This window comes from Paenibacillus sp. Soil724D2, assembly GCF_001427935.1.
Lineage (GTDB): Bacteria > Bacillota > Bacilli > Paenibacillales > NBRC-103111 > Paenibacillus_E.
On sequence record NZ_LMRY01000007.1, the window covers coordinates 153,012 to 175,017 of the forward strand.

The window sequence follows — 22,006 nt, forward strand, 5'->3', positions numbered from 1 at the left end:
ATTACCCCTTTATACCCGAGAAGCTCAGACCTTTCACAATTTGCCGCTCGAAGAACAAGAACGCGACCATGACAGGAATAGATGCTACCGAGTTAATGGCCATAGGTCTTACATAATCTTCCGAGTACTGGGACATCAGGGTAGGAATCCCCATCGGTAGAGTAAACAGTTCTTCTGATGTAATCGCGATAAACGGCCATAGGAAGTTGTTCCATTGCGCAATAAACGTAAGAATGACAATGGAGGCCAAGGCAGGTTTAGCGAGCGGCATCACGATACTGGCGTAAACCCTTAACTTGCTCCCCCCATCCATCTCAGCGCTTTCAAGCAGCTCATTGGGAACTGCATCAAAAAAGCTTTTCAGTACAACAACTGCAAATGGAGAGGCCACCGCCGGTAAAATTAATCCTTGATAAGAATCTAACATCCCCAGTTCTTTCACAACCTGATAAAGCGGAATGAGAATCGCTTCGCCTGGGATCAAAAGACCAGCCAAGATCAAGACGAACATGAACTTTTGATAACGGAACTTGATTTTGGACAAGGCAAATGCGCTTAGTGAAGAAACCAACAGCGTTAGCAATGTAACGACAATAGCAACCACAAGGGAGTTGAACATCCACCTTAACAGAGACGTTTCTTGAAAAATATACGCATATGTCTCAAAGGTGTAAGGCGGTTTATACCAATCCAGCACACCTGTAATCTTCATACCTTCATCTTTAATAGAAACAATCAGCATCCATGAGATGGGAACTAGAAAAAACAGGGCAAGAAGCACCGATAAGGACAAGCGAAGAGCCCGCATCTTAGACCGCCTCCTTCTTCGTACTCATTCTCAGTTGGATCAACGACAAGACAAGGAGTATGGCAAAAAGCGCATACGACATGGTAGCTGCATAACCCATATGGTTGTTTTTGATGCCTTCCTCGTAAATATACTGAATAATTGGCCGTGTATCTGTACCCGGTCCACCTCGTGTAATAATGTAAATTTGCAAAAACACTTTATACGAAGCAATAATTTGAAGCAGCAATATTGTTTTTGTAATGGGACCTAGCAGTGGAAGTGTCATTCGAAAAAACATTTGTCTCTCCGATGCGCCATCGAGTCTCCCAGCTTCGTAAATATCATCTGGAATATCCTGCATAGCCGATAAATACAGAATCATGTTAACCCCGACAGTCCACCACAGTGTAATGGCCGTAATGGCAATCCAAGCCAGAGATGATTCCGTCAACCAAAATATCTCTTGATCTACCGAAAGAATACCAACTAATTTAAGTAAATTATTCAGAAAGCCTGTATAAGGCTGTATAACAAACAAACCTACATACGAAACGACAGATACCGATAGAACACTCGGCAAGAAAAAGACGCTGCGAAAAAATTTCTGAAGTCTCGTTTTTTGATTGGCAATGACCGCGAGCAGTAGAGCAAATATAAGCATGCTAGGCGTAGATAAGATAACAAAGTACGTTGAGTTCCAGAGCGCACGCCAAAAATTTGCATCTTGTACCATTGCGATATAATTATTAAGACCAACAAAATCCATCTTCTTAATTAGCGTCCAGTCGTACAGACTCATCTGCAGTCCTTTGATCATCGGGAATATCGTAAACACGACGTATGCGGCAAGAAAAGGCAGAAGGAATAGAAAAGCCAGGATATCCAGTCGCCACTGCCTTGCTTTCGTTTGTGAACGGGCGGTGACCGAGGTTTTATTCAAATCAACTTCATTTGTACGCATGCAGTATCACACCTCTCTTTCTTGAAAGTAACAAGCTTGAAGTATGATACTCCAAGCTTGTTATCTGGTTTAAAAGGCATTTATTTAGAGAGCAATGTTTTTAACTCGCTATCAATCTTCTTAAACACAGCATCCGTCGGGGTTTTATTCAACCAAATTTCATCCAGATATTTTTTCAAAACATCATTCTTAGGCCATGTTTTGTCTGATACCTTAGGGAATACCACATCAGCTGCTACACTTGCGTAGTCACTGCGGTATTTCAGACCTTTGTATTCTGCTGTATCGAAAACCGTTTTGTTAGCAGGAATGTGACCTGCTTTCGCCCAAACTTGGCCGCCTTTTTCAGCAACATAGTTGGCAAACGTCAATGCAGCTTCGCGCTTTTTAGGATCTTCCTTCGCGGTTACCGGCAAGATGATGGTGTGGGAATCTCCCCATGTTTTCGTATTCCCGTAGATATTAGGAATTGGCATAGCACCGAAATCAAGATCTTTGGTCGTTTCCCAAGTTCCTGTAGCCCACACGCCTGTCATCATGATGGCACCTTTGCCGCTTTGGAACGTTTTGTAAAAATCAGGATCCTGCGGTTTAATTACTTTACTTGTATAATATAAGTCCTTAATATAGTTTGCAGCTTTAATTGCCTTATCCGTATCAATCGCAGGTGTTTTGCCGTCATCTGAAATAACGTCATTTCCGCCTTGTTGGGAATAGAGCGCCCACCACAATCGGTATGGATCATCCGCATTATTAGAAAAAGCGAATGGCGTTACATCTTTAGGAAGCTTTTCTTTCAGCGTTGTTAAGAATTTGACGAAGCCATCAGCACCTGACTCCATTGTAGGTTTGCCATCAGCGCCCAGCAATCCGGCAGTTTGCAAATGCTTCTTATTGTAATACATGATGAACGGATGTGTATCGATCGGCACCGCATAATGCTTTCCATTTACAGTAGCGGAACTCAAAATATTGCTATTATAGTTATCCCAGTTGAGATTAATGGCCTTACCAGTCGTATCTAGCTCAGATACAACCCCCGCCTTAATGAGCTCAGGTAATTTAGATGTATGGGAAATCCCGATATCCGGACCTTTACCGCCAGATACACCCGTCACGAGCTTGGTGTAATATTCTGCCCACTCCAACTTGACGTTCTTGATTGAAATATTATCCTGCGATTTATTAAAGGAACTAATGATCTGATCCATGTATTCGCCATCGCCGCCCGCAAACAACGTCCAGAATACAAGCTCTGTTTTCTTACCTCCGGTATTATCCGTTTTCGCCGTCTCTGCTGCTTTTTCAGTGCTGGCTGGCGTTGTGCTTGAACCACCGCTGTTACTTGAACAACCTGCCATTAGGGATACTAACATTGTGGCGCCTAGCATTGACGATAATACTTTTTTTGTTTTCAATTCAATCGCTCCCTTTTTCATTTGAAAGATACAAAACAATAATTCTGTATTATAACCATTTTTATGTATCTTATGAGAAAATAATACCGCTTACATTGCATTATGTCAACGTTTATTTTAGTATTTTTGTATATAAAGGATGTTTTCATCCTATTATTACAATTTATTTGTACGAAAAGAAGGGTCAATACAACATTATTGTTTGTATGACCTCATTTCCCATCATTTAAACCGTAAAGAACACTTTCATGACGATCCCTTGTTCGTAATCCCCAAATTTGTTGCCGAATAAGTTAATACCGCCCTTATGTGTCGCATCATCTTTTACGCCTAATCTTAAATCGATGAAGCTATTATTTCCAAGCACTAATTGATGCAAATTGACCGAAGACACTTGAACGTTATCAATTGCGGTCATGGTACCGTCCACACTCAACGTTTTTAGCAATCCAAACTGTGTAGCAGATTCTGACCACCAGCCTGGATTTAATTTCCCTTTTCGCCCTCCGAAATCGCCAGGCGAGGTCCATGTTCCCACATCGACCCCGTTCACCCAAAACGAAATATCAGATGGCCAGTTATTATCATAATTTGGAGCTTCTGAGCAGATTTCAAAACTGAACTGAACGGATTGGATCTTAGCACCTTTCGGAAGTTCCAACGGAAAGCGGTAATCAACGAATCCTTTGCGGAACCAAATGATTTGTGCAGAAAAGCGATCGGGATGGAAGAATCCGGCAGGCGAATCTTCCTGAATAATCATTTTCTCCGTATTGGCCATCCCGCAGGTAGGCGACACCTGGCAATTCGTAAAGTATCCGATGGGCATTTCGATCTCATAGCAGTTTTTATCCGGCTGAAGATGATAGAACTGTGAATTTAATATGATATGAATGTCATGGTAAGTTCGCGTACATACTTTCATAGCTCCGCGTGTCGCCGGCAGCAGCTCAGTTTCAATGAGTCGAGCCTTTTCTAATATCTTCACATTAGAAGCTGCGGTGGATACAGGAATCTGAAGTGCGTCAGCAATTTCATTTATATTCAACTTCTTTGTATTTAACAGCTGGATGATGTTGACCCTTAAATCAGTGGATAAAGCATGGGCTACAAGAACAAGCTCATCTGGATTTTCTATATTTAACTCTAGCATCGTATTCACTCCCGAATTTTTGTATGAATACATGTATCATATAACAAATGGTGTTATACGTCCACGGATGCATATTCGATTGGAATGATAGTCATAATGACCTGATAACGCAGCGGAAACCGATGTTTCCTGTAGAACTATCCGGCGTATTTTTGCTTCTTGCCGCTACCCGGTAGCGATTACAGTAAGACCTATGACATAGATAAGATCCACCACGAAGCACTCGGTTATCACCAGATGACGGACCGAGCGGGTTAACTTTAGAGCTATTCAGATGATATGTCGGACTGAACCAATCCTCGCACCATTCCCACACATTGCCAGATACGTTATACAACCCGTATCCGTTAGGCTCATACGCATTCACCGGTGCTGTTCCTGCATATCCATCGCTTTGATTATTTTTATCCGGAAATTTCCCCTGCCAAATGTTACAACGGTGAACACCTCCCGGCTTTAATTCGTCTCCCCATGGATATCGTTTCTGTTCCAATCCGCCGCGCGCGGCATATTCCCACTCCGCTTCCGTCGGCAAACGCTTGCCCGCCCAGCGGCAGTAAGCCGTCGCGTCATTCCAGGAGACGTGGATAACCGGATGGTTCAGACGCTCTTCGATGCTGGAATCCGGCCCCTCCGGATGCCTCCAGTCCGAGCCTTCCACTACCAACCACCAGGGTGTATGCTGCACTTTGTTATTCACCTTCGCAGCTGTTTCCGGAGAAACAAACAGATGGAACACAAACGACCAGCCGAATTTCTCCGCTTCAGTAACATACCCGGTAGCTTCGACAAATGCGTGAAATTCTGCATTCGTAACGGCACACGGGTCGATATAGAAGGAACTGATCTCTACTGTACGGACAGGTCCTTCGCCATCCGCAGGAAAGCCTTCCCCATCATCCGTTCCCATCAGAAAAGAGCCGCCCGGCAAATAAATCATGTTATCTTTGGACGTTCCAGCGGTTATATCTAACGCACCGGATTTCTGCTCAAGCTTACCCAATTTCACGAAACCTGTTTCTATCTGGTTTCTTCCTGCACCGCAGCAGGATGGTTTGAGAGAAGTATGTTCTGACATGCTCTGTGCCTCACTTTCTATTTAAGCGTGCCAAATGCGTGGCATGGGCATTGATTCTTTTCCCAGCTCTGCCCAAACGTATTTCAAAAGCAATTCAGATTTAAGTGCAGCGTACTGCGGCTCATCCCAAAGGTTATTAAGCTCTCCGGGATCTTCTTGAAGGTCGAAAATTTCACCGTAGGTTTGATTATAGTATACAGTGATTTTATAACGTACATCGACATACGTCTTCTGATGAATGGTCGTTGGCTCGTGCCGGAACTCGCAAACGGTATGATTTCTGGCTTCCGATTGTGTACCGAGCCAGACGCCGCTTTGATCCACCCCTGTCATTGCTGGAGGAATCGGAATACCGGAAAGCGACAGAAAGGTGGGCGCAAGGTCGACAAGCGATTGAATCGCCGGGGAAACGCGGCCTTCCGGGACGTGCGCGGGATAACGGACAATAAAGGGCAGCTTGATCAAATCTTCATAGTGAAAGCCGCCTTTGTACTGCAGCCCATGCTGACCAAAGAAGTGCCCATGGTCCGTCGTAAACACGACAATCGTGTTGTCTCCAAGACCAAGCTCATCCAGCTTATTGAGAATTTTGCCGATATATTTGTCCATACAGCTGATCATTCCGTAATAAGTCGCAACCAGTTTTTTACGCTCGTCTGGGGATTGAAGAGAATGAGACTGGTAGCCGTGAATCCCTTGGCCGGTTTCGCGCCACGCGGAGAAATCAGGATTCTCCTCCTGCGTCATCCGGAAGTGCGGCGGATTCCGGTCATGCTCTCCTGGTGTGACCGCCGGTATCGTAAGCTGGTCCGGATCATACATCGTATCCCAAGGCTCAGGCACGAGATAATCCGGATGCGGATCGAAGAAGCTAGACCATAGGAAAAACGGCTCGTTATTCTCCTTGTACTGCTCGAGCAGAGCATTTGACCGTTCAGCGATCCAAGTATTGTAGTGAAATTCTTCCGGTATCGGCCATTTGTGCATAATACTTTTATCCATTGTACCGGTTGGGGGGAGAAAATAATCACGCCAATTCTTACAGCCCTTCTCCTCCATCCAAATGGCATAATGCTGGCCTACATGCGCTTCATTTGTATGATTTCGGGCTAACTCGACATGGTCAAAGCCATAGAAAGGTCCCGTAAATTCTCTCCAGATATCCAAATCCTGAAGTAGCGGGTATGCTTCAAGCGATGGATACTCATCTGTACCGCGCAGGGGTTGAAAGTGAGCCTTACCGATCAAAGCTGTTTGATAACCGTTCTTATTGAAATCCTCCCCTACGGTATGCCGATCTTCCAGCAGCTTGGTGCCGAGTGTCCACGCTCCGTGCTGACTCGGATACATGCCGGTAATGATCGACGACCGGGTCGGAGTACAAGTCGGATTCGGACAATATGCTCTCGTAAATGTCGTCCCTTCCCTAACCAATCGGTCCAGATTAGGGGTATGGATTTCCTCGTTAAACGCTCCTATAGTATTCCAATGCTGCTGGTCGCTGGTGATAAGCAAAATGTTGGGTCTTTTCACAAACTTCAGCTCCTTTAACCATTCATATCTTTCATTATAAACATTCTATTTAATCATTCTATACTAAACAAATCACCTTCTCCTATGCCAGATAGGCCACAGAAGAGGGTGATTTTGCTGTTTATTCGGCCGGATTCGGCGTCACTATGAAGTTATCGATTAAGCTTTCACTGTTGAAGCTTCTAACCCCTATTTTACCATGCGTGAAAGCCGTCCCGCTTTGATCCGTGTAATCAATTAGGGGGTTCTCCATGTCCCCAACATACACCTTGATCCTAGTGCCGCTCGCCACTACCTTCATATGCTGCCAATTCCCAGCCGTACCTGCTAGCGCCGTTCCAGTCAAGTACTGGAAGTTATAATTGAATTTGCCCAGATGCACGCCGTCTGTGGCTAGGTATGCGATGTAACCCTGAAGGAAATCGTTTCTGTTCTGCCCTAATAACGTTCCGTCAGCGGGATTGTTTACACGGAAAATGATGCCTGCGTTACCTCCCGCTTGCGTATTTTCGCCCAACTTGATATCCGTCTCCACGATATAGTCCGACCAGCTGCTATCGCCGATAACCGATTTCGGATACCCTTTCGGCACAGATTTGTATACGCCTTGTTTAGGAACGATCGGGTCATTGTGGAAACGGAAGCTGTAAAAGTCGAACTCGCCGGTTACAATTTCCACCTTAATGGTGTGTTTGCCTGCGGGAAGGGTCACTCCTTCTTTCTTTACCGTCATCCACTCTTGAAAATTGCCGGTATTCGGAACATTAATGATTCCTGTTAGGTCGGTTGTGTCATCAAGCCAAAATCTGACTTGGCTGCCATCCATAGCCGTAGCTACTCGCAAATCCAGCTTGTACGGACCTGATTCGGCGACATCCACATTGTATTTCATCCATTCGCCGGTCTGGTTCCAACCCGTCGTGAACCCTTCCGGGAGCATACGGATATCGACAGCATCGGTACGGTATAGACGACCAATGTTTTCTGGCGTGTTGTCATGGTACGCGACCCCTTCCCCTCCATTCATGTAATCCACGGCATGAACGGTCCCGGGAAGCTTCTGGGATTCATTTAACGTATTAAACGAGAGACTAGCCAAATCATATTCGCCCTGAACGATTTCAACCTTGATGGTATGGTCGCCTTCCGGAAGCTTTACGTCTCCAAGCTTGACGTTTCTCCAGTTATTCCATCCTCCGGTATTGGGAATATCCACGACACCAGTTAAATCGGTCGTATCATCCAGCCACAACCGAACTTTCCCGCCGTCAAGCCCCGTTGCGATCCGGACACTGACGTCATAGGCAGCGGGCTTGGCAACGCCCACGTTATACTTCAACCACTCGCCGGTCTGGTTCCAACCGACGTTCCAGCCACCTTTCGGATTGACACGAATGTCAACCGCATCTTTGCGATATTGGCCGCCGATATTCGTTGACGTATTGTCATGGTAACCGACACCCTCGCCACCTGTGTTATAATGAATGGCTTCTACAACGCCCGGAAGAGATTTGGGTACGTCGAAGGAAACGAACTTCAGCCTTGCGAAGTCATACTCGCCTTTAAGCGTTTCGAAGGTAATCGCATGCCGGCCCTCCGGCAAATAGACGCCTTCGGACACCGTTGTCTGCCAATTGTTCCAGCCCCCGGTATTCGGTATATTAATCGCACCGGTCAAATCCGTATGATCGTCCAGCCATATACGCGCTTGATTATCGTTGAACGTGGTTGCTGCCGTTACTTCGATCTTATACATTCCCGCGTGTTTCACATCGATGTTGTATTTAAGCCATTCGCCAGCCTGATTCCAACCGACGTTAAGACTGTTGAAATTATTGTTCGTACGGATATCGACGGAATCACCTCGATAGGCACCGCCGATGTTTTCAGGGGTGTTATCATGATATCCTATTCCTTCACCGCCCGTATTGTAGAAAGGAGCTTCTATGATGCCCGGGACCGGCTTGGGAAGATCAAACGGAGGTGCATCCCCAGTATTTACCCGCCAGCCTTGTTCAAATTTCGTCCAATCGAAATCGTTGCCGTCATTGAAATCATCGTTTACGGCTGTCGTTGCAGTGGAACGGCCCAACTTCAGTGAGGCAAAATCGAATGTTCCACCGTCTGCTATCACTTTGAGCTTATGCAGCCCTTGCGGTAGCTTGACATCCCGTATGATCTGATTATTCCATTGATCCGCACCACCTGTCGAGGGGAGCTGTACCGTGTCCGTCAATACGGTCGATTCATCGAGTTCAAGCTTCACTCGCGCATCGGCTGCTGCGGCGTACCTGATCACAACATCATAAGTTCCCGCTTCGGATACATTTACGTTATATGGTAAATTCCCCTTATTAAACGATGCGACATAATGACCGCCATATGTAGCTTCAGAGATACTGATATGATCGGAATTACCATTAGGCTTTCCATTACCTTTCGGGTTGAAATGGATTGCCTGGATCTCACCGGGAATCGGCTTATAAGCGGCGTTGGCGCTGTTACCGCCTACTTTATTGCTAAACGCGACATATCCGAAGTCTGCATGCGCATCCGTAGTCGTATAACCAATCTTGCCCTTGTCAAGCCGCTCGATGGAACGGGTTTGCTTCAACATACCGTCTACATAGATGCGATAGTCGGAGCCCTCCTTCTCCACTCGGATCTGGTGCCATTTCGTATAATCATAGCCATCCGGAAGGGAGCTAGTTACCCTCTCTGAATCCTTGCCATCTACGCGGAACACAGTTTCCAGACGATTTTGTTTACTGTTAAGTACGGCAACACCATAATTTTTCTCATTCTTGTAGGAGAAAACTGCACCCATCTGCGGGTTCGTACTGTTCCCCTGTTCTACTTGCTTCAGGTTGAATTCCGCCGTGAAATTGTCATCCGTCGCTTTCTGGGATATAAGCATACGAGATTGTTCGGGTTCACCCATGGCATCTTGATACAACGTGCTGCCGTCCCGGATACCCCAATTCCCTCCGCCTACAACCTTCCAATCATAGCCCAATCCATTTCTTTGGAATCGGTCGCTGAACTCAGGCATTGCCGGGTCGGGCTGCTCGGATGTCGTAGGACCCAGCACGAGCATCTGGTCCCCGTTCCACACGACCCGGTCCAAGTTCAGATTTCGCCCCGGATTGGCATGGCTGTGGTAGACCATATAATCGGAATCCAGATCGGGACCGCGAACGATGGAGTTATGCCCAAGCCCGACATGATCTCCTTCCGCATCGAGAAGAATCGGGTTCTGGGATGCGGCCGGCACAAAGCCCGCAACCGGACTCGAGCTGCTCGCGTAATCCACCCTGTAAGCATCGCTCCACACATGGTTTCCGGTATATGTCATATAGTATTTACCATTGCGTTTGATGACCGTCGGACCCTCGGTCCAACCATTCATCACGGCTCCGGTATTCAATTTCTCACCGAATGTATACGGATCGGACATCGGACGAACATCGATATTTCCGTTGCCCGTGCTGTAGAAGTACCATTGTCCGTCATCGTCAATGAATACGTCTCCGTCAATACCATTTACCTTGTTGCCCGTTTGGGCCGTGAAAGGGCCTGTAGGGCTGGAGCTCTTCAGCACGCGATGACCTCGCTGCGTGGTACCGTCATCCCGAAGCAGAGCCGTATACATGTAAAAATCGCCGTTCCAGTAAACAACCTCCGGGGCATAGGCCCCTTTCGTAACCGGTTCCGTAGCGCACAGACCGCGATATTCCCAATGCACCAGGTCTTCCGACGACCAAACCTTCACACCTGGCTTATCGTCCACCGTACTGGTGTACAGATAGTAGACTCCGTTAAATTTCAAGATGAACGGATCGCCTTCCCCATAAAAATCCCCATTATCCCAACGCCATGAGTCCGATACGATTTGCGGATTGCTGTAAGCGAATCCTGAAGCCGGAAAAGACATGATCAAGACAAAAGCAAGAAGTCCCGTCAACCATTTTTTCATTTATCATCAGCTCCTATTCCTGTTACCGTTAGCAGTGAGACCTTTACTCCCGTTAGCGAATGATTTCTAATACATAGACGGATGACGCCCTCAGCAGACAGGTCACTTGAGATTTCATTACTGATAATTCATGAGCTTCGCAAACCACCGCATCCGGATGATTCACACTATTGAAACATTCGTAATCATCCGCTGTTACTTCCAACAGACGGGCTGTGCCCGATTCGGCAAATCCGTCCAGCTGCACGTCAGTTAGCGTATCTTCTAGACTTCGATTCACCATAAAGATCGTCAGTGTATCGCCACGAACATTCGTACAAGCCACGACGTCCAATTTCGGTAGGTTATCAAGCTGGAGCGCAGCAGGTACAAGACTACTCACTTGAAAGCTGCCGCAATCGGTATGGCTCTCCACCACATAGCCCAAGTCTCGGTTAGCATACATTTTCATGACATAATAGCTTGGAGTGCCATACACAGTTAAGGAATTCTCCCTTCTGCCAGCGGACTTACCGCGAAACTGATCGGCATAGAAATCCCCTACTCGGATACATCCGCCAAGCCAGCCGTTGACGAGGTCGGAGAAGCTGCCTATTTCAATTAAATCGCTATTTCGAATATATTCATTCAAATTCGCTGCATTTGCAGCCGCTGCTTCTAAGGTGTGTTCATTCGGAAGACCCTTGCGGATGGTATTCGGATAATACATCGTATTGTATTCGGTGATCGCCAATTTCAGGTGACCATAACGGGCGGATGATCCGAACATCTCCCTTAATTGCCTTACGGCTTCCCTCGTCCATTCTGGATAAGAGAGGATGGCCTTATAACGCTCTTCTTTCGGTGTATGAGCATTCATCCCAAAACGGTTGTATCCGTGATACAAATGCAAGGTTAAGTAATCGATCTGCTCAGCAGCTCGTTCCAGCAAGGTTTTGTTCCAATCCATTTTCTCATTCCCGCAAGCGAGCAGCCTAATCCCTGGATCTTTTGCTTTCATAGATTGAGCAAATTGCGTGTAGCGTTCTGCGAATTGCTCAGCGCTGCAATGCCCGACCTGCCATGCTCCCCAAACTTCGTTGCCGATCTCCCAGTACTTCACGCCATATGGCTCGGTGTACCCGTTAGCAGCCCGCAGTTTTCCCATAGGTGTATCGGCATCGCCATTACAATATTCAACCCACTCAGCCGCTTCTTTCGGTGTTCCCGAACCATCGTTTACACAAATAAGGGGCTCCACATTCAGTTCACGGCAAAACCTAATAAACTCATCCGTTCCAAAATACTTATTCGTCCAGCCCCCCCATGCTTCATTGATAACACTGGGGCGCTCATACACAGGGCCAATTGCTTGCTGCCAATGATAGGCACTAATATAATTCCCGGCAAGCCGCATCATGCCGGCGTTTAAGTCCCTGGTCATATCCATAACTTCCTTGCGAACATTGCCTACACTGTCAGAAGGAAGCAGCGAAATATGATCTAACCAAAGCATCCCCGTGGATACATGATCCAGCCAGCGTTCATGCTCCAAAGGTACATATAATCGGAACTCCGCATGCTCACAAGACCGACTGACCGTCAGTCGCGATTCATAGTGCTTCCAATTATGGCTCACCACATCGATTCGCGTGGAACCAAGCACTTCTTCACTTTTCCTATCTACAATCTCTGCTACAACATACTTGATTTCGATAGAAGCCCGTGCATACAGAGCCAAATAATAGCCTTCCGGGTCCTGTTTTACAGCAATTGCTTGGCTTAGACCTGCATAAGCCTCATCGTCGCTATAGATTCGTACCCGCTGACTATGTCCGGAATGATGCGCAGCAGCGGGTTCGAGCGCATAAAGAGTACTCTTCCCGTTCGTATAAGGACGCCAGCGTCCGGAAAGCCCACTGTATGTCACGTCTGCACTTTCAAAATCCATATCCGCAAGCGGATAGGCCAACATCGCATCCATATGATCACGGATATCTTCCACAAAATGTCCGAATATGTAAGGATTAATTCGGTCCTTACGGACTTGATTCGTCTTCACCTGGATCTTAGCTCTTGCTTGCATGAACACAACGCTTCCTTCCATCCATTATCCTTTTAATGATCCAATCATAACGCCCTTCACAAAATGCTTCTGTACAAAAGGATACATCAGCAGTACTGGCAAGCTGGAAATAATAATCACCACATATTTGATACTCTCAGCCAGCAGGATTTTGGATTCCAGTCCTGCGTTGCTGTCCAACGCATCCGCCTGACTGATCATCAGCACTTCACGCAGCACAAGCTGTAACGGGTACATCTCCTTGCTGCGAATGTAGATCAAGGCATTAAAGAATGAGTTCCAGTGTCCGACCGCATAAAAAAGGATCATAACGGCCAAGATCGGTTTGGATAGCGGCAATATCACATGTGTCAACAGCTTCCAGTTCGAACACCCGTCGATATGGGCCGCTTCCTGAATCTCCCAAGGAATGTTTGATTGAAAATAGGTTCTCATCACAATCAGATTATAAGTGGCGATAGCGCCGGGAATGACTAGCGCCCACATCGTATCCACCATTCCTAAATTTTTCACGAGGAGATAAGACGGAATGAGACCCCCGCTGAAAAACATCGTAAGCGTAACAAAAAACATTATGATTCCCCGCCCTGGCAGGTCAGGTCTCGACAGCGGATAGGCCGCTAATGTTGTCATGACCAAATTAATGACCGTACCTACTGCCGTATACAGAATGGTATTGCCGTATCCGGTCCATATTTGATCGTTTTGAAAGACATTCCGATAGGCCTCTAAAGTGATCTGTTTAGGCAGCAAAATCACTTCCCCATTCAGCACCAGCGCAGGGTCACTGAAGGAGGCACTAACGATAAATATTAGCGGGTACAGTACCACTACGACGATAAGGATAGCCAATGCGTTAACCACGGCATCGAATATTTTTTCATCCGACTTCCTTTTCATGAGCGTTTGCTCCTGCATTGCTTATCCCCTCCTCACCATAAACTTGTCTCCGCCTTTTTACGGGCAAAGCGATTCACGAGTAACAGCAGCGCCAGGTTAATGATGGAGTTAAACAAGCCAATGGCAGCTGTATAGCTGTATTCCCCTTTTAAAATACCTTCCGAGTAGACAAATGTAGAAATGACATCGCTGGATTCCAAATTCAAATTATTTTGCATAAGCAAAATTTTCTCAAAACCGACATTCATGAAATGTCCGACATCGAGAATAAGCAAAATGACGATGACCGGCAGAATGCCTGGAATGGATACGTGCCAAATACGCCGCAACCGGCTCGCGCCGTCCATTTTGGCCGCTTCATACAGCTGCGGATTGACTCCGGCCAGGGCTGCTATATAAATAATCGATTGCCAACCCATATTTTGCCATATGTTGGAACCGATAAAGATCGACTTAAACCAGGCCGCTGATTCGAGAAATCGAACCGGCGCTCCGCCAAATGCCGCAATAATCGAATTCACAGGACCTCCGCGTGGAGATAAAAACAGCATCAGCATCCCTACCATGACGACGATGGAGATAAAATGAGGGGTATACGTAATATTTTGCACAATTTTGCTGAATGTTTTGTTACGGATTTCCGTAATGAGTAAGGCCAGGAGGATAGGAATTGGAAAAGCAAACAATAAAGAGAACAAGTTAATCGAAATGGTGTTCCAAAGCAGCCTCCAGAAATAATAGGATCCTATGAATCGTTGGAAATGGTCTAGCCCCACCCACGCGCTGCCGCTGATTCCCTTGGCCGGACTGAAGTTTTTAAATGCGATTTGCAAACCATACAATGGCCCATAATGGAACACAAGGTACCATACGATAGGAATGAGCAGCATCAGGTAGAGATCGTATCGACTTACGATCGATTTATAAAGACTGGAGCGCCTCGATCGGGATCGAGACGCAACGCCCACAGTATTTACCACACTCTTCATCTGTAGCCCTCCAGCGGGTATGCGGTGCTTAGTTTTGTTTTTTGAGGTTATCATAAGTGGCTTGGTATAGCTGCTGCAGCTCATCAATTTTCATTTTCTTCAAAGTGGCCTGGAACTCGCCCCATTTATCGAAGTTAAGCGCGCCTACAATAAACTTGGTGCTCTGCTCCTCGTAATATTTATCAATATCGTTCCGCAGCATATTGATTTTTAGAGCCGTTTGTTCGTCGAACATAGGTGGTGCGAACTTAACTTTCGGCATGAACGGGTCCAGCTTCTTTTGAGCTTCTTGAACCTGCAGCGGATTGATGTAAGACGCTACCTTCTCGCTGATCAGATGCGGCGCCCCGCCTCCGGCATATGGGGTGATTTTGGATTGATTGCCGGTCGCCAAGAAGGCATCTGTATAATAAGGAATCCCCTCTCGCAATTCATAATTCTCGCCTTTACGACCAAATCGAAGCAAGGTGGATCCTTCGTCGCTGTAGAAATAATCGATCCAACGCATCGTCGCTTCCGGATACTTGTTAACCGGGGTGATGGCAAAAGCTCCAAAATCTCTCGGTACCGGAGCTGCATTGCTCTGCATTCTGTCGCCATGCGGTCCCTTGACCGGGGCTATACCCATATATTGATTTGCAACTTTCGTATCCAGCATCGGATTGTTCGTCTGATCAAAGAAGAAACCGGTATTTCCGGACCCTTGCTTGGCCAGATATTGAGCTTCCTTTTGTGTAAACAGCTCTTGATCCAGCAGCTTCTCCGAATACAGCTTGTTTAAATACATCAACAATTCCTTATTCCGATCACTACCCATCCAAATATTAACCTTGTCATTGTCCAAGTTAATGTTATAACCAAACTGAAGATCCAATCCAAAAGATCCGGCCATTTGCGTTACGACAGACAATTTGTCGTTGCGTGCAGTCATCGGAAGCTCGTCTTGTTTGCCGTTGCCGTTAGGATCTTTTTCCCGGAAAGCTTTCAGCACCTCGTACAGTTCATCCGTAGTCTCAGGTTCCTTCAGATTCAGTTTCTTCAGCCATGCTTGATTCATCCATCTTTTATCGGTTCTGGCGGAGTTGACGGTCACAATCCCCGGGATGGCATAAATATGGCCTTCAGGTGTTGTTATGGCGGAACGAATCTCTGGATACGTTTCCATTAACTTCTTAAGGTTTGGAGCGTAAGAATCAATCAGCTTCTCGAGTGGAATTAATTGACCGCCAGCACCGTATTTAATTGCCTCTAATTGTGTAAGACCTGAGCGATACATGGCATCAGGAAGCTCATTCGATGCAAACAACAGATTCTTTTTCTCAGGAAAGCCATCCGTTGGTGCCTCGATAAATTCCACTTGAACATTGCTCATTTTTTCAAAGTCCTTGAACACCGGCATATCCTTAAATGGTCCATTGGTTGGCGCAATTCTTGTGAACATTTTCAGCTTAATCGGCTCTTTCACAATGGGAAATCCCGCTGAAGATACAGTTTTCACATCATCTACTTTGGTTGTGCCCTCTTTCTCTTTACTCGGGGTATCCGAGCTGCAGGCGCTAAGTGCCATACTGGATACTACTAAAGTTGAAAGCAGTACCGTCCCCCAATTTCTTTTCATTCTTTCGTTCCTCCGATCACGTTGTTTTCACCCTTAAAAGAAAGCGTTTTCTAAGGGTTGATCTAAGTATAGTTAATTAATGCTTTGGGATGATTCAACATTTATGACTTTCCATTCTACTTTTTTGACGGTTTCAGATGATCCATGTACGCCTGAGGTGTCATTCCTGTTATGCTTTTAAACACTTTAAAAAAGTACGTATAACTCAAAAATCCAACCTCACTGCTAATCTGTTTCAACGCATAGGTGCCGGATTCCATAAGCATGCAGCTCGTTTTAATACGAACCCGGTTCAAATACTCTGTGAAGGTCATAGCCGTTTCCTCTTTGAACAATCTGCTTAAATAGGAAGGATTCAGATTAAGGGCACTCGCCGTAATGTCCAAGGAGATGTTGGAGGCATAGTTATCGGCGATAAACTGTATGGCTTTCGAAATATGACGCGAATAGGATCCTCCTGCATGCTCTTTCTTAATAGCCTCAACAATTCGTGCATAGTAATTTAACAACCATCTCTCCAGCTCAGCAACGCTTCCCATTCGCCCAAGCTCATTCCTCGAGGGGATGAGCCCGTTATCTTCTAAGGATGAATGAGGAAAATGCCGCTTCCATGCCCTTTCAACAAGATGAAGCATTTCGCTTACAATGATTTGCACTGTCATAGCGTAGACTGGCTGACTACGCAGTGCACCAAAAATGGTTGAAATGATTTGATTTATTCTTTCCCCATCAAACCGCTCCAGAAAAAGCAGCAATTGCTTCTGTTCTTCCATTAAAAGAGAGTCTTTCAGGATGGATGCGTTCAATCCTTGATCGAACATGACGTTTATATCCTCGTTTGCTTTGGTATAGCTGGAGCCAACCAACCGCAAATTTCCGCATAGCGGTCCTATGGCATAGACACATTTTAAGTTAAGGAATTTCTCGAGAGAATGAGCCAGGGAGCTCGTGGCTTGATTGATTTGGGTTGTAACCGTATGTTCACTTCGATCTTCCGAAGAAAACAGGACAATAAAGCGTCCCTCCCCCACATAGCCTACCGTCCGCTTCTGAATGTCGCCAATTGCCATTTGCATGACTTCCGTGGCCTGCTGAACAAACCGATTTTTCTGTACATCGGTAAAGGACTCCGTCAACAACAGAAAAGGTACGATTTGTACAGCTGCGGTTCCATAAGTGATGGAATTGGTATACAGATCATTGTCCCTTGCATAAGACTGCAGCGCTTCCCCGGCTTCTTGTACATCTCTAGCCAAATTAGCTACATAGTCGCGAAGAATAACCGGACTTAGCCGTTCAATCATCTGGGTTTGAGCACTTCGAGCTTCATGCTCTCGTTCTTCACTCTGCCATTCCTGAACCGCTTTATCTAGAAGCGTCAATAGAGCTCCCGCGTTCAAGCGATGCTTGAGCAAATAATCCATAGCCCCGTTCATGAGGCAGGTCCGAACATAATCGTAATCGTCAAAACTGCTCAGCATGATCATTTTAACCTTGGGAAACCGGTCTTTGATCATACGGCTCAGTTCTACCCCATTCATTAACGGCATGCTTACGTCTAAAATTGCGATATGCGGAGGTTGCTGCTCCATCATGGAAAGCGCCATAGATCCGTTATGTGCTTCACCGCTTATGGTGAATCCATGCTTTTCCCAATCCAACATACTCTTCACATCGTTTCGTGCCAACGCCTCATCATCGACCAATAATACCTGAAACATTCCTCATTCCTCCTGCCCTTTTCGATCCGTACCCGGCACCAATGGAAATCTGATCTGCACAGTGGTATAGGTATCTGGCTCACTATAAAGAAACACGCCGTAAGGCTCCCCGAACAGTCGAACAATGCGTTCGTGCACATTGCGAACGCCCATGCCGCTGAAGCGTGTGTTCGTCTGGACTTTATTCTCTTCAAACAGCGCATCGATCTGTTCCTTTGACATCCCTTTGCCGTTATCTCTCACTTCGATTCTCAGTTCTTTGTTTTCCTCATAGATGCGAATCAATACTAGGCCCTCGTGCTCCGAGGAGGATAGCCCATGAATGATGGCATTTTCCACAAGAGGCTGCAGCATTAACTTCAACACGCTGAACTGTAAAAGCTCTTCATTTTCGACTTCTATCTTCACATGGATGGGTTCCACATATTTGTATTTTTCAATATTGACGTAGCTGCGGACATACTGCAGCTCTTCCTGCAGGGAAAGAAATTCATTCGTATTCCCCAAAACACCGCGCATGAGCTCTATTAAAGATTCCGACACCTCAACAATATTCGGCACCCCGTTCAGTTTGGCCAAATACTTGACCGTATTCAGCGTGTTATACAGAAAATGGGGGCGAATTTGAGCCTGCAAAACAGCCAACTCCGCTTCACGCTTCTCTTTCTCAGTCATCACGATTCCCTCAAGTAAACGCTTTAATTCCTCTACCATACTTTTGAAAACTTGATAGAGCTGGCCTATTTCATCCTTAGAATGAATTTCGACAGCTGGGAGCGTCATGTTGCCTTCCATGACATGCATCATCATAGATCTCAGCCTTCGAATATTTCTTGTAATTCTCGAGGAAACCTGTAAAGTACCGATGACGATAATGATAAACACAACAATGGCTACTGTGGCTAATACATTTCGGATCCGCGTCGTTTCAGTTAAGAGAGACTTCATAGGAACGAGTGCCACCGTGGACCATCCCGTATAATCCGATTTCCGTGTGATAACCAGGTAAGATTTCTGTCCGATGACCCTTTCAACCGAACCATCTGAACCGGATATCTCCTGATTGAGCAAAGTGATCACCGCCTTGTCAAAGACGCTTGTTTGGGGTTGATAAATAAATTCATTGTTCCTATCAACCACATACAACATACTGTCCGATGTAGGTTTGACATCATATATTTTCTTAATGAACTCGTCATTCAGATCGAACATCACCATACCGATTAAATTACGGTTATATCGGAGCTCGCGCCCGGTCACAATGGAGTCACTGAAACCGGTTTGATGAAAATAAGCATGCCCTGAGCCATTTTGAAGTAAATAATCCATCATCGGTGCATATAAAATGTTCTTGTCGAGCCATGGGGATCCGACAAAAAACACCTTTTCGTTCAGCCCTATGACGGCAACGCGTGAAATATATGGCTTGTAGGCAATCAATGCGGATAAAAACTCCTCGATCCGCTTTTGCTCCTGGAACCACTCGTAGCTTGGTTCCTCCGTCTTGCTAAGCAGCGTATCCAGCACCGTTTTATTGGTAGCGACCACCGTATTTAATCGACTAACTTCCTCCAATCGGAGATTTAAGGATTCGTCCGCCTGGCGTATGCTTTCCGTAACGGAAGTAATCGCATTTTTCTTTACCGTTTCTCTCATGTACAAATAAACAATACTTGTCACAGCAACGATTCCAATCAGAGTAACCAGACTGAATGCGACAAAGATTTTCCCCTGGATGCTTACCGTAGGTGAAACCAACTTTTTTACGGAGAAAAACTTCATGGACCGGCAGCTCCTTTCCATTTCACGAATAGTAGAAAAAAACATGAATCCGGCCCGATCAGGAGCTTGATTCATGTCTTAATATTACTCACAACAAGGTGCAATGCATAGCCCCTCCCCATCCTCTTCGGCCCCCAGCAGGACAATTCCCACACGGGTCCGAAATGGAGCGGTTCGATCATTACCAAAAAATGTAGACATGAGTCTGCCGTCTTTATCGATAAACATCGTTCCGTGGCCTCCGTGAGGTACCGCCAACCGTCTTGGAGTATAAGGGCCGTACAAATCTTCAGCAACGGCATACATCAAATCATACGTTCCGTCCACGCGTTTATCCCCATTCCACTCCGCCGCACCAAGAATGTACTTCCCTTTGTACTTCACGATGAATGCACCCTCATAGCCAACGCGCTGTCCATCCGAGCACAGCAGCTTGCGGGGGTCCTCCGCAAAGCCTGTCATATCCTTCTTCATCTTGGCGATTTTACCATCCTGCCAAACAAAATACACTTGACCATCATCATCCTGGTACAGGCTGGAGTCAATATCCGTATTCGTCATGCGACCCATATCGATATACGGTCCTTCTGCATGTCCAGATACACTTTTAATCAACCCGGTGCCTCCGCCTTTTAGCGAATAAGTGATCCAGAATGTTCCGTGCAAATAGATCATCTCCGGGGCCCAGAGACAAGGATTTTCATAAATGTTGTTCTCCCATGTCCCATTTTCGGATAAATCCCATACTTTGGCCACATGGTTCCATTCCTTCAGATCATTTGAGCTCCACAAGTGAAGTTGGTTATTCCGGTCCCAAAAATTACGATGCGGCTTATCTGTTGTCCCCGTCAAATAATACGTCCCATCCGGTCCTTTGCTAATATGAGGATCCCGAATCAGGAACTCCCCTACAGGTTTAAGACTTCCCACGGCTCCCTTCTCCAGCACCGTTCCCTCCATCGGCCTTATGAATCCCGGGCCTGCAATGGACATGGGGACAACAGAAGGGTAATGCTCAACCGGTGAATAGCTGCCGCAGCCTGCAAAGGACGCATACAGCTGATTGTCCGGTCCATCAAATAAAGTGACTTGTCCGCCATGGGGAAGTGCCAAATACCGTCGGCTGTAGGGACCATAGATCGATTGGCTCACCGCTACAAAGGTATCTACAGCATCGCTGCCCATCCTCTCAAACGCATCTGCACAGAACATATAGTAGTACCCAGCCCGTTTATATAAAAAAGCCCCGTAACTTCCTACCTGAAGGTTCCGTAAGTACGATGGATGATCCTCCCGCCCCGCGACCTTCCAAGGCTGCACTTCTACCATCCGGGGAAGTTCCTCAAGACCGGTCATGTCCTCTTTCATTTTGGCAATTTTGCCATTGCTGTAAATCCAATAAACAACTCCGTCTTCATCCTCAAATAAAGAGGCATCCTGCCCGTCATCTGTTATCTTCCCCATATCCTGGTAAGGACCCATGACGGAGGCGGACAAGCTTTTGAGCAAACCAGTGCCGCCTTGTTTCAACCCATATGTGATCCAGAACGTTCCCTTTACATAGTGGATTTCCGGTGCACAAATACCAGAGGAGCCCTCACTCTCCTTTTGCCACGTTCCCTCTTGCTCTAAGCTCCATACGGCGGCTGGCCCCGTCCATGATTTTAAGTCTGTGGACGTCCATACCTGCAAGCTTGAGCCTTCTGTCGCTCCGGTCATATAGTACATATGATCCGGCCCTGTGCAAATACTGGCATCTTTTAGGGAGACATCCAAAATTCGTTCTATCATTACTGCAGATTCAGAATAGCCTGTACAGGCGGACCATTCCGTTTCAGGATGAGGTGGCTGTATAATAAAATCACTGTGCATTGTATTTTTCCCTTCATAAAATAATCTGAATTAAGTATACCGTGGTCTGTACAACTTTTTAATAGAATAAGCGGTTCATCGGGTGAGGATTATGGACGTCCTTTACTTTTTCATAAAACAAAAACATGCCGTGAAGAATCATTCGCAATT

General features: G+C 46.2%; 14 protein-coding genes. All 14 read right to left on the bottom strand.

Features of this window, described 5'->3' with window-relative positions; genetic code table 11:
- Position 1 precedes the first annotated feature (1 nt).
- The 14 genes from ASG85_RS09765 to ASG85_RS09830 all read right to left on the bottom strand — a co-directional run bounded on the left by ASG85_RS09765 (position 2) and on the right by ASG85_RS09830 (position 21,856).
- Positions 2 to 808: a carbohydrate ABC transporter permease gene (locus ASG85_RS09765; RefSeq protein ID WP_057305589.1), complete on the bottom strand. Its 807-nt coding sequence runs from the start codon at positions 806 to 808 to the stop codon at positions 2 to 4.
- Position 809: 1 nt separating this feature from the next.
- Positions 810 to 1,751: a carbohydrate ABC transporter permease gene (locus ASG85_RS09770; protein WP_082562402.1), complete on the bottom strand. Its 942-nt coding sequence runs from the start codon at positions 1,749 to 1,751 to the stop codon at positions 810 to 812.
- A gap of 80 nt (positions 1,752 to 1,831) precedes the next feature.
- Positions 1,832 to 3,169 carry an extracellular solute-binding protein gene (locus ASG85_RS09775; protein ID WP_235550101.1) on the bottom strand — a complete coding sequence of 446 codons (1,338 nt, stop codon included), beginning with the start codon at positions 3,167 to 3,169 and terminating at the stop codon, positions 1,832 to 1,834.
- A 226-nt stretch (positions 3,170 to 3,395) separates the two neighbouring features.
- On the bottom strand, positions 3,396 to 4,322 hold the full coding sequence (locus ASG85_RS09780) for an ArsR/SmtB family transcription factor (RefSeq protein WP_057305590.1): 927 nt from the start codon (positions 4,320 to 4,322) through the stop codon (positions 3,396 to 3,398).
- Positions 4,323 to 4,413: 91 nt separating this feature from the next.
- On the bottom strand, positions 4,414 to 5,400 hold the full coding sequence (locus ASG85_RS09785; protein ID WP_057305591.1) for a formylglycine-generating enzyme family protein: 987 nt from the start codon (positions 5,398 to 5,400) through the stop codon (positions 4,414 to 4,416).
- A 21-nt stretch (positions 5,401 to 5,421) separates the two neighbouring features.
- On the bottom strand, positions 5,422 to 6,933 hold the full coding sequence (locus tag ASG85_RS09790; RefSeq protein ID WP_057305592.1) for a sulfatase: 1,512 nt from the start codon (positions 6,931 to 6,933) through the stop codon (positions 5,422 to 5,424).
- A 121-nt stretch (positions 6,934 to 7,054) separates the two neighbouring features.
- A complete protein-coding gene (locus ASG85_RS09795; protein WP_060646106.1) occupies positions 7,055 to 10,909 on the bottom strand; it encodes a carbohydrate-binding protein in 3,855 nt (1,284 codons plus the stop codon).
- 52 nt (positions 10,910 to 10,961) lie between these two features.
- Positions 10,962 to 12,974 carry an alpha-L-arabinofuranosidase C-terminal domain-containing protein gene (locus ASG85_RS09800; RefSeq protein ID WP_060646148.1) on the bottom strand — a complete coding sequence of 671 codons (2,013 nt, stop codon included), beginning with the start codon at positions 12,972 to 12,974 and terminating at the stop codon, positions 10,962 to 10,964.
- Between the two features lie 24 nt (positions 12,975 to 12,998).
- Positions 12,999 to 13,892: a carbohydrate ABC transporter permease gene (locus ASG85_RS09805; protein ID WP_057305594.1), complete on the bottom strand. Its 894-nt coding sequence runs from the start codon at positions 13,890 to 13,892 to the stop codon at positions 12,999 to 13,001.
- Positions 13,893 to 13,906: 14 nt separating this feature from the next.
- Positions 13,907 to 14,863, bottom strand: a complete 957-nt coding sequence (locus tag ASG85_RS09810; RefSeq protein WP_057305595.1) for an ABC transporter permease — start codon at positions 14,861 to 14,863, stop codon at positions 13,907 to 13,909.
- A 28-nt stretch (positions 14,864 to 14,891) separates the two neighbouring features.
- On the bottom strand, positions 14,892 to 16,481 hold the full coding sequence (locus ASG85_RS09815) for an extracellular solute-binding protein (protein WP_057305596.1): 1,590 nt from the start codon (positions 16,479 to 16,481) through the stop codon (positions 14,892 to 14,894).
- A 116-nt stretch (positions 16,482 to 16,597) separates the two neighbouring features.
- On the bottom strand, positions 16,598 to 18,202 hold the full coding sequence (locus ASG85_RS09820) for a response regulator transcription factor (protein ID WP_057305597.1): 1,605 nt from the start codon (positions 18,200 to 18,202) through the stop codon (positions 16,598 to 16,600).
- 3 nt (positions 18,203 to 18,205) lie between these two features.
- Positions 18,206 to 19,984 carry a sensor histidine kinase gene (locus tag ASG85_RS09825; protein ID WP_057305598.1) on the bottom strand — a complete coding sequence of 593 codons (1,779 nt, stop codon included), beginning with the start codon at positions 19,982 to 19,984 and terminating at the stop codon, positions 18,206 to 18,208.
- An 84-nt stretch (positions 19,985 to 20,068) separates the two neighbouring features.
- The gene (locus ASG85_RS09830) at positions 20,069 to 21,856 is read right to left on the bottom strand and encodes a family 43 glycosylhydrolase (RefSeq protein ID WP_057305599.1); all 1,788 of its coding nucleotides are present in this window, start codon (positions 21,854 to 21,856) and stop codon (positions 20,069 to 20,071) included.
- Positions 21,857 to 22,006 lie beyond the last annotated feature (150 nt).